16 protein-coding genes and 1 tRNA gene are annotated in these 14,179 nt (G+C 55.1%); 3 read left to right on the top strand and 14 right to left on the bottom strand.

The annotated features are described in order from the left end of the window. Positions 1–153: 153 nt before the first annotated feature. From P5705_RS08655 to P5705_RS08645, 3 genes are read right to left on the bottom strand one after another with little or no spacing between them, the layout of a single operon-like run. Entirely contained in the window at positions 154–417 is a 264-nt protein-coding gene (locus P5705_RS08655) for a hypothetical protein (RefSeq protein WP_277460427.1), read from the bottom strand. After that, a complete protein-coding gene (locus P5705_RS08650) occupies positions 414–1,127 on the bottom strand; it encodes a DUF4225 domain-containing protein (protein WP_277460426.1) in 714 nt (237 codons plus the stop codon). The genes P5705_RS08655 and P5705_RS08650 overlap by 4 nt, the downstream gene beginning before the upstream one ends. Beyond that, positions 1,124–1,609: an Hcp family type VI secretion system effector gene (locus P5705_RS08645; RefSeq protein ID WP_277460425.1), complete on the bottom strand. Its 486-nt coding sequence runs from the start codon at positions 1,607–1,609 to the stop codon at positions 1,124–1,126. The genes P5705_RS08650 and P5705_RS08645 overlap by 4 nt, the downstream gene beginning before the upstream one ends. 212 nt (positions 1,610–1,821) lie before the next feature. On the opposite strand from P5705_RS08645, the gene P5705_RS08640 reads away from it, so the two are divergent. Together P5705_RS08640 and P5705_RS08635 are read left to right on the top strand one after the other, a co-directional pair. Then, positions 1,822–2,385 (top strand): hypothetical protein, encoded by a 564-nt coding sequence (locus P5705_RS08640; protein WP_277460424.1) that lies wholly within the window; start codon positions 1,822–1,824, stop codon positions 2,383–2,385. Then, a complete protein-coding gene (locus tag P5705_RS08635) occupies positions 2,382–2,771 on the top strand; it encodes a hypothetical protein (protein ID WP_277460423.1) in 390 nt (129 codons plus the stop codon). The genes P5705_RS08640 and P5705_RS08635 overlap by 4 nt, the downstream gene beginning before the upstream one ends. A gap of 123 nt (positions 2,772–2,894) precedes the next feature. Here the strand turns inward: P5705_RS08635 and P5705_RS08630 are convergent, their stop codons facing one another. Together P5705_RS08630 and P5705_RS08625 are read right to left on the bottom strand one after the other, a co-directional pair. Continuing rightward, the gene (locus P5705_RS08630) at positions 2,895–3,203 is read right to left on the bottom strand and encodes a DUF3077 domain-containing protein (protein WP_277460422.1); all 309 of its coding nucleotides are present in this window, start codon (positions 3,201–3,203) and stop codon (positions 2,895–2,897) included. Positions 3,204–3,279: 76 nt separating this feature from the next. Further along, on the bottom strand, positions 3,280–3,516 hold the full coding sequence (locus P5705_RS08625; RefSeq protein ID WP_277460421.1) for a hypothetical protein: 237 nt from the start codon (positions 3,514–3,516) through the stop codon (positions 3,280–3,282). Between the two features lie 471 nt (positions 3,517–3,987). Between P5705_RS08625 and P5705_RS08620 the strand changes: the two genes are divergently transcribed. Then, the gene (locus P5705_RS08620) at positions 3,988–5,079 is read left to right on the top strand and encodes an HNH endonuclease (RefSeq protein WP_277460419.1); all 1,092 of its coding nucleotides are present in this window, start codon (positions 3,988–3,990) and stop codon (positions 5,077–5,079) included. A 560-nt stretch (positions 5,080–5,639) separates the two neighbouring features. Here P5705_RS08620 and P5705_RS08615 read toward each other — a convergent pair. From P5705_RS08615 to rpmI, 9 genes are all read right to left on the bottom strand, one after another. Continuing rightward, on the bottom strand, positions 5,640–6,647 hold the full coding sequence (locus P5705_RS08615; protein WP_277460418.1) for a hypothetical protein: 1,008 nt from the start codon (positions 6,645–6,647) through the stop codon (positions 5,640–5,642). After that, a complete protein-coding gene (locus tag P5705_RS08610) occupies positions 6,625–8,604 on the bottom strand; it encodes an AAA family ATPase (protein ID WP_277460417.1) in 1,980 nt (659 codons plus the stop codon). Before P5705_RS08610 ends, P5705_RS08615 begins: the two co-directional genes overlap by 23 nt. Positions 8,605–9,197: 593 nt before the next feature. Then, positions 9,198–9,274: transfer RNA gene (locus P5705_RS08605), tRNA-Pro, on the bottom strand. A gap of 99 nt (positions 9,275–9,373) precedes the next feature. Further along, a complete protein-coding gene (locus P5705_RS08600) occupies positions 9,374–9,730 on the bottom strand; it encodes a MerR family transcriptional regulator (protein ID WP_011533210.1) in 357 nt (118 codons plus the stop codon). Next, the gene (gene ihfA, locus P5705_RS08595; protein WP_009394049.1) at positions 9,711–10,013 is read right to left on the bottom strand and encodes an integration host factor subunit alpha; all 303 of its coding nucleotides are present in this window, start codon (positions 10,011–10,013) and stop codon (positions 9,711–9,713) included. The genes P5705_RS08600 and ihfA overlap by 20 nt, the downstream gene beginning before the upstream one ends. A 4-nt stretch (positions 10,014–10,017) precedes the next feature. Further along, positions 10,018–12,399, bottom strand: coding sequence for a phenylalanine--tRNA ligase subunit beta (pheT, locus tag P5705_RS08590; protein ID WP_277460416.1), 2,382 nt, complete (start codon positions 12,397–12,399; stop codon positions 10,018–10,020). Positions 12,400–12,430: 31 nt separating this feature from the next. After that, positions 12,431–13,447, bottom strand: coding sequence for a phenylalanine--tRNA ligase subunit alpha (pheS, locus tag P5705_RS08585; protein WP_277460415.1), 1,017 nt, complete (start codon positions 13,445–13,447; stop codon positions 12,431–12,433). Positions 13,448–13,558: 111 nt separating this feature from the next. Beyond that, entirely contained in the window at positions 13,559–13,915 is a 357-nt protein-coding gene (rplT, locus tag P5705_RS08580; protein WP_003250671.1) for a 50S ribosomal protein L20, read from the bottom strand. 27 nt (positions 13,916–13,942) lie between these two features. After that, positions 13,943–14,137, bottom strand: a complete 195-nt coding sequence (rpmI, locus tag P5705_RS08575; protein ID WP_003250667.1) for a 50S ribosomal protein L35 — start codon at positions 14,135–14,137, stop codon at positions 13,943–13,945. Between the last annotated feature and the right edge of the window lie 42 nt (positions 14,138–14,179).

Below are 14,179 nucleotides of genomic sequence, written 5' to 3'. Positions count from 1 at the left end.
TGGCGGCGGTGCCTACGACATTACTTTTCGTACACTGCCTAGCTGAGATATACCTCAGCGAAAACGATTAACTGTTTACCAATTCGCTCAGCTTGACCGCTCGAGCATTTCACTCGACAAGCGCCCTAATTCTTATGATCCGACTGATAAAGCCTATACAAACCAAGCGTGAAACAAAAACATAGCAATACTGATAGTCATCACGATATTTAACTCCCGCTCAAAACCATCGCCATAGTCAAATGAATAGTTAATCAGCCCTGAGCCACCAAATAACTTCAAGTAAACAGCCATCATCAATATGCTAAACAATGTCATTATTGTTGCCAGCGCCCTCCTGCGGAGGACAATTTTGGCAAAACATATGGTCAACAAGACATCAAGCCCAACAAACAAAAGAAGACCTTTCATAGTCACTTTTTGTACTCTTTGTACAGATCAATTGCGGTAGGTGTATTGAGTGCCGCCTCAGCCCCCATTGCTGTGTTACTCATCTGCCGAATCGCAGCCTCTTTGTCAACACGATAGTATTTGTATAGACGCCATGCATCGGGCTTAAGTACAGGTCTAAACAAGGCACCTATTGACAATGATAAGTCAGCAACTAGATAAGCCGCCTTCCCCTCGCGCGCTGTATAACCTAATGCTTTCGAAACCTCTTGATAGCCCTTTTTGACAGGCCCCTGAATATCGTCACGCCCCTCGTACAACCCCCTGAGATTTTCATACACATTATTTGCTCCATGTGCAATCAAAGGCCCGCCCACTACAGCACAGAGCGTCCCCAGTGAGCCGTAGCAAATGCCACCTCCTGTTACTAGCTGTCCCACGCCACCGAGAAGCCCAACTGACTGCGTGGCAATTCTCTCTCGCTGAAGTTGAAGACTATTTTTCTCAGCTTTCAATGCAGCAAGCGCCTGCTCTGGTTCCATCTGGCGCTCATACACATCGTTTACCACCCGTCGCGCGTAGTAGGCCAACTCCCGGTTGAACTGCATCCGAAGCCGGATATCGCTCAAATGACGCGGGCTGACCCCGCAGCCATAGCTGATCAACCGAGACGCCGCCGCATTCACCTCCCAATACGCCTCATCCAGCCGCTCACCAAATTCGTCACGCTGGCTCATAGCTGCTCCCCCCAGGTGGCATACCCGGTGGTACCGGCAGCGTGATGAATCCAGCTGATGGCCCGATAGCTGATAAGCAACCGCTCCTCCGCGTCCTGGTCGGTCAAGAGCACCGTGTGGGGCACGTCCAACTCCTGGCTGACGACCACCGCGCCCTCCAGCCTTACGGAGAAGTACTTTTCCCGATGGCCCGCCGGATGAATGCGGTACAGCTGGATATCGCAGTCGAGCACTTCCCGGCTGTCCACGGCCTGGGCCAACAAGGGTGTGGCCTTGTCGATGTGCTTGGTGATCACCACGGGCTGGTGCACAGCTCGTTGGTTGGTATCAGGGGTGGCAATCGCGTGATTGAAGGACAGCACCGTTATTTCGTCCTGGTGCACGAGCTGGCATTTGTTGCCAATGGATGGCTGGGTATTGCACCCCGCCGAAATCACCCCCTGTCGATTGCCTTTGATACTCATGTAGCCGTTGAACGCCATGGTCTGCTCTCCTTGTAGACAAGGGATGCAGCCTACGAAAACGAGAACAGGTTGTATGCCAGACGCTTCCCAAATATTCGCTGGTCGCGGAACGCTCTGTTTATTGCACCTAAGTGCCACAGGCTGTTAGCCATCGCACAAGTGTGCTAATCGCCCCTGCCCCCCATGCCTCGTATAGTCCCCCTGGATTACAAAAACCAGGAAAGGACGCCATGGGTCACAAACTTCCACCCCTCTGCCAATGGCTGGCCATCCTGGCCCTGGCCTGCAGCACCCCGGCCCTGGCCGCACCCGCCTCGGGCGACTACTGGATCATCTACGGCAAAGGCGAACGCCTGCACAACGAGGTCTACGTCGCGGATGCCGCCTGCATCCTGCAAAAACCCGGTGGCGTGCAATCGGCCCAGGTCATGCAGCTGTTCGAAGACCCGGCCTTCCCGACCCTCGCCGCCTACGAGGTGCAGGTCAAATGCAAACAGCGCCAGATCCGCCTGGACAGCGCCCGGGCGATACGTCGCTTCGACGGTGCCGTGCGCGATGTAAAAACCAACGCCAAAGACTGGGTCGCACCAAAGGACTACTGGCTGCAGCGCACCTTCGCCTTCGTCTGCGCCCCCGACAACCGCGCGCGCAACCAGATGCTGTCGATCAGCAAGATGCCGGCGGCGAAGATGGTCGCCACCCTCCAGGCCATGTTCATCCAGTTGATTGGCGTGCAGGCCAACAGCCCGGCGGTGCAGGAGCTGGACGACATGCTGGCGAACACCCCACGATGAGCACGCGTCCTCTGCTGGTCCTCGGCCTGTTGCTGCCTGTGCTGGCCGGCTGCATCCCGACCCTGCCGGAGCTGATGGCGGGCAACCAATGGCAAGGGCGCGACGCCAAGCAGGCCATCGACTTCTTCGGCCCGCCCATGCGCATGAAGCCGTTGCCCGGCGGCGCTGGGGTGCAGTTGGGCTGGTACCGCGATACCACCTACGTGCGCAAGGAAGTGGTCGGCAGCACCGCCGAGATGCAAGACAACGTGATGGTCCATATCAACTACTGGGACGACGTGGCCCATCCCGGCGGCTGCACGATCCTGATGTCGGTGGACAAGGCGCGGCAGATCAACGATTTCTCCACCAAGGGGCGCTGTAACGGTGTGAACCTGGCGCCATAGCGGCTAGCGGAAACGAGGGAGCAGGCCTATGGGATCGGGCTTGTGGGCGCGGACTTGTAGGAGCGGGCTTGCCCCGCGATAGCGCCCGCCCAGGCAACCAAGCCCCGGCCACACAACCTCCCCCTACTCAGCCCCCCGCCCGACCATCAACCCATGATTCACATCCTGGGCCAACGCCTTGGCCATACCACTGAGGTAATGCACCGCCGTCAGCAGCGTAGGCAGATGATCAGTCTCCACCATCGCCAGGTCACTGATCTTGTGCACCGCACACATCAGCACGGTCGCCTGTTCCACAGCGTGGTCCAGCGGATGCCCCGCCACCACGCGGAACAGCGGGTCCTGCACACCCACCTCCGCGCCTTCGCCGAAATGCCCGACGCCGGTGGTGACAAGTTTCTTGATGCGCGGGATTTGCAATTCCTTATCCATACCATTCCTCCTGCGGCCCCGCGAACGGCGCGGGGCCTGATCGGTGAACATCAAGTGCGAGCTCAGACTCGCCTGGTCAGTGCCGGGATTGCACGCGGCTCAGCGCCACTTCCACCAGGGTGCGGGCGCTGTCGATTTCGTGCATGGCGGCGAGGGTCAGGACCTGGCTTGGGGGTTTGGCATGGAGCAGAACGGTCTGCTGGCTGACGGTCAGGGCGCAGACGAGGTATTCGGAGATCTGGACCAGGAGGTCTTCGAGGGTGTGGGTGGTGTATTTGTCGTGTAGGGGTGGATCGGGGACTATTTTCAGCATGGTAGAGCTCCTATTTTCAAATGGAGCTACCGTTCTCTGCTGTCAAACAGAAAGGTGGCAGCTGTACGCGGGTTGACAGACCGGGAAAATAGGAAACCGGCGCACCGAGGTGCCCCACGTACAGCCACCATAGACGGCTATGCACGCGCGTTACTATCTTCCCGGTCTGTCAAAACCGGTCGCTGAATTGGCAGCGACTTGGCGAGACTAGATGGGTGATGCAGCGGCTGCAACGGGCTGTAAGGGGGTAGAAGTATGTTTCGGAAACGGACTACAAGGAAGAGGGAAAATCCGATTCCGTAGACCCTGGGACGCCTGCTGCCACAACGAACATGGACCTGAAACGCATACGAACTCTCGTGCGGACGCTACGATCGCAGTGGCGCTTTGCCAGTTTTTCTTGAACCGTTTGATCACTTTGGCGACGATGGGGAAATTTCCTACAAACATCGGCGACAAAGGGCAACGCACGTGGCGATCAAAGCTGTATCGAAGGAACGTATTGACGAGGCTTTGCTGGAATTTGACCGCGATTTTAGAGGAAGACGAGAGTGGCTTGGCTGGGAGACGAACCTGCCCCACCGCTACGCGATTGCTGTAGGGGGTACATCGTATCCAGCAAAGAAAGTAGTTTCCTTGGCTACCGGTATCGCAGTGGGCCAATTCCCTGGCGGACACCTCACAAACCGGTATTTAGAAAAGCGTGGGTTTACCATTATCGAGCTGCAAAGCCCTGGTCTAGAAACAGTCCTACAGTTCGAGCCTGGGGCCATTTACGATCGCGTGACTGAAATCAACGGGCCATTCGGGGGTAGCCGGCAGAGCGGCATAGCGGCATCCGCTACCTACCCGGCGATTTTCTTGTTTACTGGCGATAGTGGCGAGCAATACGGCTATGCCGACCGCTGGGACAACGGTGCGTTTCTCTACACCGGTGAAGGGCAGCGTGGGCCGATGACATTGAACCGTGGCAACAGAGCTGTCGCTGAGCATGCTGAGACAGGTCGTGCGCTTCATCTGTTCAAATCGCTCGGCAAAGGAAAAGGTAATCGCTACATAGGTGAGTTCTGCTGCGCCGACGTCTTTGAACGAATCCAGCCGGATATTGATGGTGAGGATCGTACTGCTCTTGTATTCAGATTGGTACCTGTAGGCAGTCCAGAGCTGGGTATCGAAACTGAGTTGGAGATAGAAGTTGACCTCGCAGATTCGTTAGCCGCTGCTCGGATAGCTGCTCTGGCTGCCTGTAAGCCGGTAACGAATACAATGGACCAATCAGCGCAGCGCAAAATTTACCAGCGCAGCCGAAAGGTCGCTCACTACGTCCTCATGCGTGCCAAAGGTTTATGTGAAAGCTGTGACAAGCCAGCTCCCTTTTTTAAGAAAGATGGAACTCCATACCTGGAACCGCATCATGTAAATCGGCTCTCCGACGGCGGCCTCGACCACCCTCGGTACGTAGGTGCTGTCTGCCCATCTTGCCATCGCGAGATTCACTCAGGCCTGCAAGGTATGTCGCTCAACGAGCAGTTGAAGCAGCGACTTAAAGCTATTGAAGGCTGATTTTTACTTGTCAAACTGGCAGATCCACCATCACCTACAATCATATTCTGAGCTTTGCCGCCGAAGTCTCGGAGCACTCGCCCATTCGGAGAAAGAGTGGGACGAAAGCAGCGCCCCATAATCTGCAGTACACTGACAGGCCGTTCCGCACGCAATGGATCTGTGTTTACCTCTGCAGTGGCCGAATGGCATGATCTGCCCCTGGTGAGTGTCCGCTTTCGACCCAAAGCGGCCTGTCGCGAGGGGCAGCAGTCGGCCAATAGGGGACGCTCGCAAGCGACCACTAATGGCCCTAAGCGCACATTCTTTAAGTGCTCACATTATCGGCGCAGCGCAGAGCAATGGCCCTGTCAGCGGGCAGCCTTGTGACCTCTCATCCTTCTGTCCGGTGACGACCCCGCTAGATAACATACCGACTTATAGGTAAAGACGGATTAGTTTGAGCACGCACTTGTCCTCTACGTGATGTTGCACATGGACTATTTGGGCGTCGTTATTGACCCGATTACCGTATGTAATCATAGCGCGTATAGATGCCAACTAAATTAACACTAAAAAGTTTAATAAATTCGTTCCTCCCACTTATTGCCAATATTCGCCAACTCAATCAGGCCATTTGAATGTGTCCATAGCATTAACCGAAGCCCGCGACCTCCACTGCTGACGTGCGTTCTCCAAGCTTTACGACCATCGCGCACTAACTGAACATTGGAGCTTTCAGAAGTATCAAACGTATCTATTGAGTTCTTGGGGTACCCCGCCAAGGCCCGAATGATGGTCTGAAAAGCTAAACTACTGAAGGCGTGGGTGCCAGAGCATTCGTGCCCTAGTAGAGAATTTCGAAAATTCTCACCCAAAGTAAAGCATTGATCATCAAAACTTTTCGGATCATGCCCATTGGCTGCTAAAAACTGTACAACACCGAAATATAGTGAGCTTTTGAGTTCTGAATCATTTGCAGATTCCTGGTAGAGACTTTCAGCATTGACCCTCAGGATATAGTCAATTAAGTTGTCCGAAATCGATATTTTGTGACTAATCTCTTTAGGCACTACAAACTGTCCTGGCACTACGCTGGTTATCGTCCCCGTAACAACTGCGTCTCGAGGAAAGTCAGGTAAGTGATGATGAAACACGATATGATCGTATCCAAATCCAGCGTTTTCAAGGCTCAGATCAACCATCAAGTTCGCAAGATGCTCTTCTCTGTCCGCATCACTATGAAGGTCAGGATCAACCTCTAACGAAACTTCCTGCCACTCGGCCAAAATTTCCTCATCCACTTTAAGCTGAGCAACATTATTTACTAAGTAAATTACTGCCTTAGTGATGTGATCCGCACCAAAACCAAAGTCATGTTTCGCAGGAAAATTTCGCTTAAACAGGTCAAAACTCGGATACATTCCTTTACACTGGAGTTTGAGAAGTGCGTCGGGCTCAAGGAATACCGGTCGCCCAGCCTCGTGCTCGTCCCTAAGTTTTCTAAGGCCTGCGTAATAGTGTTGAATTTTATCCTGCGCGCAGAATGCGCTTGCGAGCAGATAATCAGCGCTGATCAGAATTCGCATCCCTGCGCTTCCTTGTAATAATAGGTTTCAGCTTGGGTTTCGGCTTGTCACCGGGATTCTGTCTTTCATTGAATTCCTTACGCGCCGCGGCAACCAATATATTTTCTACTTCCCGATCACTTTGATCGAAAAACTCGTCGGGCCAGTCCTGAATAACACCAAAACGATTGATCTCGACTTTTCGTATTGAGGAAGCTCCCTCATTTTTTTCTATGAAATAAATAGGCGATTCCTCGCCGAGGCGCTCTTGATTACCCTGAGCGATCCGGAGCCTCAACCTATTTATCATATACTCACTGTGGGTCTCTACCAAACACTGCCTATTAAAACCGGAAATCGCTATGAAAAAATCACAGAGCTTTGACTGCACTTTCGGGTGCAGGTGCAACTCAGGCTGCTCAAGGATCAAAATATTGTCAGCATCTGCAAGCAAGCACATTACAAGGATTGGCAATATCTGACTCACTCCAACCCCAACATGCGTCAGATCTTGAGGATGATCCTTATCCGAAATATTGACTTTCAGCTCATACCCTAGTTTTCCCTTATCAATTGTTTGGATTTTTTTTACGACCCCCAAATAAGATAGCCAGTCATGACAAGCATCTTGAAGTGACGCGGTTTTATTCGACCAGCTAAATTCCTGGTTTTCACCTAGCTGTGGCTTAGGATATTTTATTAGTCGCTCTTTATTTGCATGAAGTACTGCAGCAGTATACTCACCTTTCAATCCTATATTTGTGCCGACCTCTTGATCCATGAATGGATAGACGGCAGAAGGCTCATTCCGGAGAGGTTTTAAATATTTGATATTCTTGGGGAACTCAACCCGCAACTGCTGGCTGGCGGGAGATAGCAACTTCAAATCGTACTCTTCGATACGCTGTTCTTTAACATCAACAGAGTCGTACCAGATTTCTTGAATTGCGGCGCGGTGTTTATCGATGAATTCTATCAAGGATTGCTGCTGAGCTTCCTCTAGGCTATCTAAAAACTCATGCCATTCGCCAAGCTTGATTTTTTGCTCTAGAAAAACTTGGGGAAAGAGCTTGTTGGTAAGTTTAAAGTTCGCAGTGATAAAGTCCTCTTGAATGGAGGCGCGCACCTGATTTTTGTTTATTTTTTTTTGATCCGAGATGCTTAATCCGATAAGCGTAAGGGAGCTTAGTAAAGCTGATTTCAACGCATCTCGCTCATCATCTATACGTTTGTTAACTTCCCTAAATATTTCAGGAGGAAGCTCAATAGGGGACGAGCTTCCAAACGAATGTCGTGCGAATAAATGGATATTCTTTCTGCACATAGCGCTCACAATATATGCAGAAAGCTTTTTAGTATGATTGTACCTTACTAGCAGCTCACGTGGCAGCAAAGGCCCCTTGCATCCTAGCACTTCATGGCCGGGGTATTCTTTTTCTAAAGCCTCGCCATCCTTAGATTTTAAATCGACGATCTCATAATCGTAGCTATATATGCGAACACCCTGTACTACTGGAACCTTTGCGGGCCTCAACTCTATATACTCTTCCAGCGCTGGATCATCTGGGGTATTTAGAATCCGCATTCTTAGGCTTTGTATTGGAGGGTGAAATATCTCTTCATCACCTTTAGATTTTTTCTTTGCACCGAACTCCAAGTCAAGCTCAATTTTTTCGGGCGCATCATTAATGAGCCTTGAGCTATCATTATGCAATCTTAACTTAATCCGAGTCCTGCTCGAATCGCTATAATTGGATCTAATATCATCATAAGCCCCTAGGCGAGCTAAGTGACCATTCAAAACTACAGAGTTAGAAGTCTGCCGCGCACTTAAAGTCTGGCTAAGCAGCAACAGCGCTTGAAGTATAGAGCTTTTCCCGCTGCTATTTGACCCACAGAACAGAGTAAGTGGGCCTAGTCTTATCTCTTCCGTTTCTATAAATGATTTTAAATTTGAAAGCTTCAATGTCTCGATCATAGTTCCCTATCCCTGAACGGTGCTGGTCGACTGAGCACGTAAAGTCCAATACCTATCTTTCACTAATATATCCGATTCCATATATATTTGAAGCATAGATCCACGTCTGTATCGTCATGTCATGGTGCCATGTATCGTTGGGCTGTTCACCACTTTTAATTAAGTTTTTGAACGATTGTCAATGCCAGCATCAGGGCCATCCGCGATACGGTTGCTGCTTTCATCGTTAGCCCAATGAGCCCTTTTGGTGCCTCACACTGAGCTTAATGGCTGCGATGGGTCGAAAGCGGTCTTCCATAAGCGTCTGCTTTTGGCCGTTTGCTGCCCTCCACGAACGGCTGCTATGGGTCGAAAGCGGCCATCCGAGATCTACCATTTGCAATTCAGTTGGGTGCGAGCATCTGACCATCAACCCATGGAGGTAAACGGCTCTGAACAGCCCTCTTTCACGGATTTCGATGTACTAAGCAGCCCGCGAAATCTAATCAACATCGCGGTGGCGCAAAAAGTGGGGTAAATTTCTATCAGCGGCAAAATTCGAAAGCATAAAAAAATCCAGTCACCGCTAAGTGACTGGATTCTTTGGAGTATTTTGGTCGGGACGGAGTGATTCGAACACTCGACCCCTTGCACCCCATGCAAGTGCGCTACCGGGCTGCGCTACGCCCCGACATCATTCTCGATACCGCTGAGAACGTTGAAGAATTTAACCTAACCTTTTGAATAATGGAAGCTTTTTTTCAAAAATTTCCACTCGTCGCCAACCAGGTCACTTCTTCAGAACCACCAACACATCCTCCAACTCCGCAATCATCTGCCGAATCAGCTGCTTGTATTGGCTGGACTCATCCTTGACCTCATCACTGGAGAGCCGCAACCGCGCCCCGCCAATGGTAAAGCCCTGGTCATACAGCAAAGCGCGGATCTGGCGGATCATCAGCACGTCTTGGCGCTGATAATACCGCCGGTTGCCACGGCGCTTCACCGGGTTGAGCTGCGGGAATTCCTGCTCCCAGTAGCGCAGCACGTGCGGTTTTACCGCACAGAGCTCGCTGACTTCACCAATGGTGAAGTAGCGTTTGCCCGGGATGGGGGGCAGCTCGTCGTTATGGCTTGGTTCCAGCATAGGCCTCTACCCGGGCTTTCAGCTTCTGCCCTGGACGAAAGGTGACGACGCGGCGCGCGGTGATCGGGATCTCTTCCCCTGTCTTGGGGTTGCGGCCCGGCCGCTGGCGTTTGTCGCGAAGGTCGAAGTTGCCGAAACCGGACAACTTGACCTGCTCGTTGTCTTCAAGCGCGTGCCGAATTTCTTCGAAAAACAGCTCGACCAGCTCCTTGGCCTCACGCTTGTTAAGCCCCAGCTCCTCGTACAGCCTTTCGGCCATCTCAGCTTTCGTCAGAGCACCCATGCCGTTATTTCCTTAACGTGGTGTTCAACCTTTGTTCAAGCGAGGTGAGGATGGTTTGCAGGGTTTCATTCACCTCATCGTCGTTAAGAGTGCGCGATGGATGTTGCCAGGTCAAGCCGACGGCCAGGCTTTTTCTATCAGGATCAATGCCTTTACCCTGGTAGACGTCAAACAGCCTGAGGTCTGTAAGCCATTCGCCTGCATTGTCACGAATTACTTCAAGCACCGCGCTGGAAGCCACATCACGACCTGCGATCAAGGCCAGGTCACGGCGGGTTTCCGGGAACTTGGACAGCTCGCTGAACTTCGGCAGGCGGCCTTCCACGACATCACCGAGCACCAGCTCGAAGACGAATACCGGGCGGTCGAGGCCGAGGGTCTTGGCCAGCTCCGGGTGGATGGCGCCGAGGTAGCCGACTTCCTTGCCGTCGCGCTCGATGCGGGCGGTCTGGCCAGGGTGCAGGGCTGGGTGCTTGCCGGCGACGAAGGTGAAGTCGCTCAGGGCGCCCGAGTAGCCCAGCAGGGCTTCCACGTCGGCTTTGACGTCGAAGAAGTCGATGCCGTCGCGGCCGTTGGCCCAGCCTTCTGGCTGGCGGCTGCCGGTGACGACGCCGGCGATCATCGGCTGCTGCTTGAGGTCACCCAACTGGCCGACGAAGCGCAGGCCGCTTTCGAACAGGCGCACGCGGTCTTGCTGGCGGTTGAGGTTGTGCTGCATCGCCTTGACCAGGCCCGGCCACAGCGAGGCGCGCATGGCGGCCATGTCGCTGGAGATGGGGTTGGCCAGCAGCAGCGGCTCGACGCCTGGGGTGAACAGCTCGAACAGTTTCGGGTCGATGAAGCTGTAGGTGATGGCTTCCTGGTAGCCGCGGGCGACCAGCAGGCGGCGCAGGTTCGGCAGCTCGCCGCGGGTTTCCGGGCGGGCTTGCGGGGCCAGGCGGGCCTGCGGGTAACGGACTGGCAGGTTGTTGTAGCCGTACAGACGAGCCAGTTCTTCGATCAGGTCGACTTCCAGGCTGACGTCGAAGCGGTGGCTTGGGACGGTGACCGTCCACTCCCCTGCCCCATTGGCGCTGGTTTTCAGCTCCAAGGCGTTGAGCAGCTGCTCAACCTGGGCGGCGTCCATCTGCATGCCGAGCATCTGGGTGATGAGTTCGTCGCGCAGGGTGATCGGGGCGATGCTTGGCAGGTGCTGCTCGCTCACGGCCTCGACTACGGGGCCTGCTTCGCCGCCGACGATCTCCAGCACCAGGGCGGTGGCGCGCTCCATGGCTTCACGGGCCAGTTGCGAATCCACGCCGCGCTCGTAGCGGTGCGAGGCGTCGGTGTGCAGGCCGTAGGAACGGGCCTTGCCGGCGACGGAAATCGGCTCGAAGAAGGCGCTTTCCAGGAACAGATCGCGGGTCTTCTCGGTGTTGACGCCGCTGTGCTCGCCACCCATCACGCCGGCAATCGCCAGGGCGCGGGTGTGGTCGGCGATCACCAGGGTGTCGGCGCGCAGGGCGACTTCCTGGCCATCCAGCAGGACGAGCTTCTCGCCCTCCTCGGCCATGCGTACGCGGATGCCGCCGTTGATTTCGGCGAGGTCGAAGGCGTGCATCGGCTGGCCGAGTTCGAGCATCACGTAGTTGGTGATGTCGACGGCGGCGTCGATGCTGCGCACGTCGCTACGGCGCAGGCGCTCGACCATCCACAGCGGGGTCGGCTTGCTCAGGTCGACGTTGCGGATGACGCGGCCCAGGTAGCGTGGGCAGGCGGCCGGGGCGCTGACTTCGACCGGGCGCACTTCGTCGTGGGCGGCCGGTACGGCCGGCACCACCGGGCGGGTGACCGGCACGTCGTACAGGGCGCTGACGTCGCGGGCCAGGCCGGCGATGGACAGGCAGTCGCCGCGGTTCGGGGTCAGGCCGATCTCGATGCTGGCGTCGTCGAGGTTCAGGTACTGACGGATGTCCTGGCCCACCGGGGCGTCGGCTGCCAGTTCCAGCAGGCCGTCGTTCTCTTCGCTGATCTGCAGTTCAGCCGCCGAGCAGAGCATGCCGAACGACTCGACGCCGCGCAGCTTGGCCTTCTTGATCTTGAAGTCGCCCGGCAGTTCGGCGCCGATCATGGCGAACGGGATCTTGATGCCTGGGCGGGCATTCGGGGCGCCGCAGACCACCTGGAAGGTTTCCGCGCCGTTGCTCACCTGGCACACGCGCAGCTTGTCGGCGTCCGGGTGTTGTTCGGTGGTGAGGATCTCGCCCACCACGATGCCGCTGAACTGGCCGGCAGCGGGGGTCACGCTGTCGACTTCGAGGCCGGCCATGGACAGGCGGGCGACCAGTTCGTCACGGGAGACTTGCGGGTTTACCCAACCGCGCAGCCACTGTTCACTGAATTTCATGCTGTTCTCCTGAAAGTTGCGTCGATTGGGCCTAGCGGAATTGAGCCAAGAACCGCAGGTCGTTGTCGAAGAACAGACGCAAATCGTTGACGCCATAGCGCAGCATGGCCAGGCGCTCGGCGCCCATGCCGAAGGCGAAGCCTTGATATTCTTCCGGGTCGATGCCGGACATGCGCAGCACGTTCGGGTGGACCATGCCGCAACCCATCACTTCCAGCCAGCCGGTCTGCTTGCACACGCGGCAGCCATTGCCGGAACACATCACGCACTGGATGTCGACTTCGGCGCTCGGTTCGGTGAAGGGGAAGAACGACGGGCGGAAGCGCACGGCCAGTTCTTTCTCGAAGAACACCCGCAGGAACTCTTCGATGGTGCCCTTGAGGTCGGCGAAGTTGATGCCACGGTCGATCAGCAGGCCTTCGACCTGGTGGAACATCGGCGAGTGGGTGATATCCGAGTCGCAACGGTACACACGGCCCGGGCAGACAATGCGGATCGGCGGCTGAGTGCTTTCCATGGTACGCACCTGAACCGGCGAGGTGTGGGTGCGCAGCAGCATGTTGGCGTTGAAATAGAAGGTGTCGTGCATCGCCCGGGCCGGGTGGTGGCCGGGGATGTTGAGCGCTTCGAAGTTGTGGTAGTCGTCTTCGACCTCGGGGCCTTCGGCGATGCCGTAGCCAATGTGGGTGAAGAACTGCTCGATGCGCTCGAGAGTACGGGTGATCGGGTGCAGCCCGCCGGTGGTCTGGCCACGGCCTGGCAGGGTGACGTCGATGCATTCGGCGGCCAGGCGAGCGTTGAGCTCGGCCTCTTCAAAGGCGGCCTTGCGTGCGTTGAGCACGTCGGTGACGCGTTCCTTGGCGTCGTTGATCAGCGCGCCGACCTTGGGGCGCTCCTCGGCTGGCAGGTTGCCCAGGGTCTTCATCACCTGGGTCAGCTCGCCTTTCTTGCCGAGAAATTGGACCCGGATCTGTTCCAGGGTTGTGATGTCTTCAGCGCGTTCCACGGCCTCGAGGGCTTGGGCGACCAGCGCGTCCAGGTTTTCCATGTACAGACTCCAGATACGAAAATAGGGGAAGAGCTTTTGAAGGCTCTTCCCCTATCCGATGACGTTTTACACCCGACGGCGCAGGCGCCGCCGGATGATTGTCGTGGGTACTTAAGCCAGTACGGCTTTAGCCTTCTCGACAATCGCAGCAAACGCCGCTTTTTCGTTCACTGCCAGATCAGCCAGAACCTTACGGTCGATTTCGATCGACGCTTTTTTCAGGCCAGCAATCAGACGGCTGTACGACAGACCGTTGGTGCGGGCACCGGCGTTGATACGAGCGATCCACAGTGCGCGGAACTGACGCTTCTTCTGGCGACGGTCGCGGTAGGCGTATTGGCCTGCCTTGATGACCGCTTGCTTGGCTACACGGAATACGCGCGAACGTGCACCGTAGTAACCTTTAGCCAGTTTCAGAATTTTTTTGTGACGCTTACGAGCGATAACGCCGCGCTTAACACGAGCCATGAGTAACTTCCTCTATCTTAACCAGAATTAACGAACGCGCAGCATGCGCTCGACTTTTGCCACGTCAGACGGGTGCAGCAAGCTGGCACCGCGCAGTTGACGCTTACGCTTGGTCGACATTTTGGTCAGGATGTGGCTCTTGAAAGCGTGCTTGTGCTTGAAGCCGGAAGCCGTCTTCAGGAAGCGCTTCGCAGCACCGCTCTTGGTTTTCATTTTTGGCATGTTGGAACTCCGCATTCGAATAAAAATTACACAATAATCATC

Source organism: Pseudomonas entomophila (assembly GCF_029478665.1).
In the GTDB taxonomy this organism is placed as follows: Bacteria; Pseudomonadota; Gammaproteobacteria; order Pseudomonadales; family Pseudomonadaceae; genus Aquipseudomonas; species Aquipseudomonas entomophila_F.
The sequence above is the reverse complement of the archived record's forward strand: the minus strand, read 5'-3'. Positions and strand labels throughout refer to the sequence as shown.

Excerpts from the sequence above, each read along its gene's own strand:
- P5705_RS08650 (WP_277460426.1), bottom strand. The coding sequence starts at position 1,127 with ATGAGCCAGCGTGACGAATTTGGTGAGCGGCTGGATGAGGCGTATTGG.
- P5705_RS08625 (WP_277460421.1), bottom strand. The coding sequence starts at position 3,516 with ATGCTGAAAATAGTCCCCGATCCACCCCTACACGACAAATACACCACC.
- P5705_RS08640 (WP_277460424.1), top strand. The coding sequence starts at position 1,822 with ATGGGTCACAAACTTCCACCCCTCTGCCAATGGCTGGCCATCCTGGCC.
- P5705_RS08600 (WP_011533210.1), bottom strand. The coding sequence starts at position 9,730 with ATGCTGGAACCAAGCCATAACGACGAGCTGCCCCCCATCCCGGGCAAA.
- pheS (WP_277460415.1), bottom strand. The coding sequence starts at position 13,447 with ATGGAAAACCTGGACGCGCTGGTCGCCCAAGCCCTCGAGGCCGTGGAA.
- P5705_RS08645 (WP_277460425.1), bottom strand. The coding sequence starts at position 1,609 with ATGGCGTTCAACGGCTACATGAGTATCAAAGGCAATCGACAGGGGGTG.
- P5705_RS08635 (WP_277460423.1), top strand. The coding sequence starts at position 2,382 with ATGAGCACGCGTCCTCTGCTGGTCCTCGGCCTGTTGCTGCCTGTGCTG.
- P5705_RS08615 (WP_277460418.1), bottom strand. The coding sequence starts at position 6,647 with ATGCGAATTCTGATCAGCGCTGATTATCTGCTCGCAAGCGCATTCTGC.
- pheT (WP_277460416.1), bottom strand. The coding sequence starts at position 12,399 with ATGAAATTCAGTGAACAGTGGCTGCGCGGTTGGGTAAACCCGCAAGTC.
- P5705_RS08610 (WP_277460417.1), bottom strand. The coding sequence starts at position 8,604 with ATGATCGAGACATTGAAGCTTTCAAATTTAAAATCATTTATAGAAACG.
- P5705_RS08630 (WP_277460422.1), bottom strand. The coding sequence starts at position 3,203 with ATGGATAAGGAATTGCAAATCCCGCGCATCAAGAAACTTGTCACCACC.
- rpmI (WP_003250667.1), bottom strand. The coding sequence starts at position 14,137 with ATGCCAAAAATGAAAACCAAGAGCGGTGCTGCGAAGCGCTTCCTGAAG.
- ihfA (WP_009394049.1), bottom strand. The coding sequence starts at position 10,013 with ATGGGTGCTCTGACGAAAGCTGAGATGGCCGAAAGGCTGTACGAGGAG.
- rplT (WP_003250671.1), bottom strand. The coding sequence starts at position 13,915 with ATGGCTCGTGTTAAGCGCGGCGTTATCGCTCGTAAGCGTCACAAAAAA.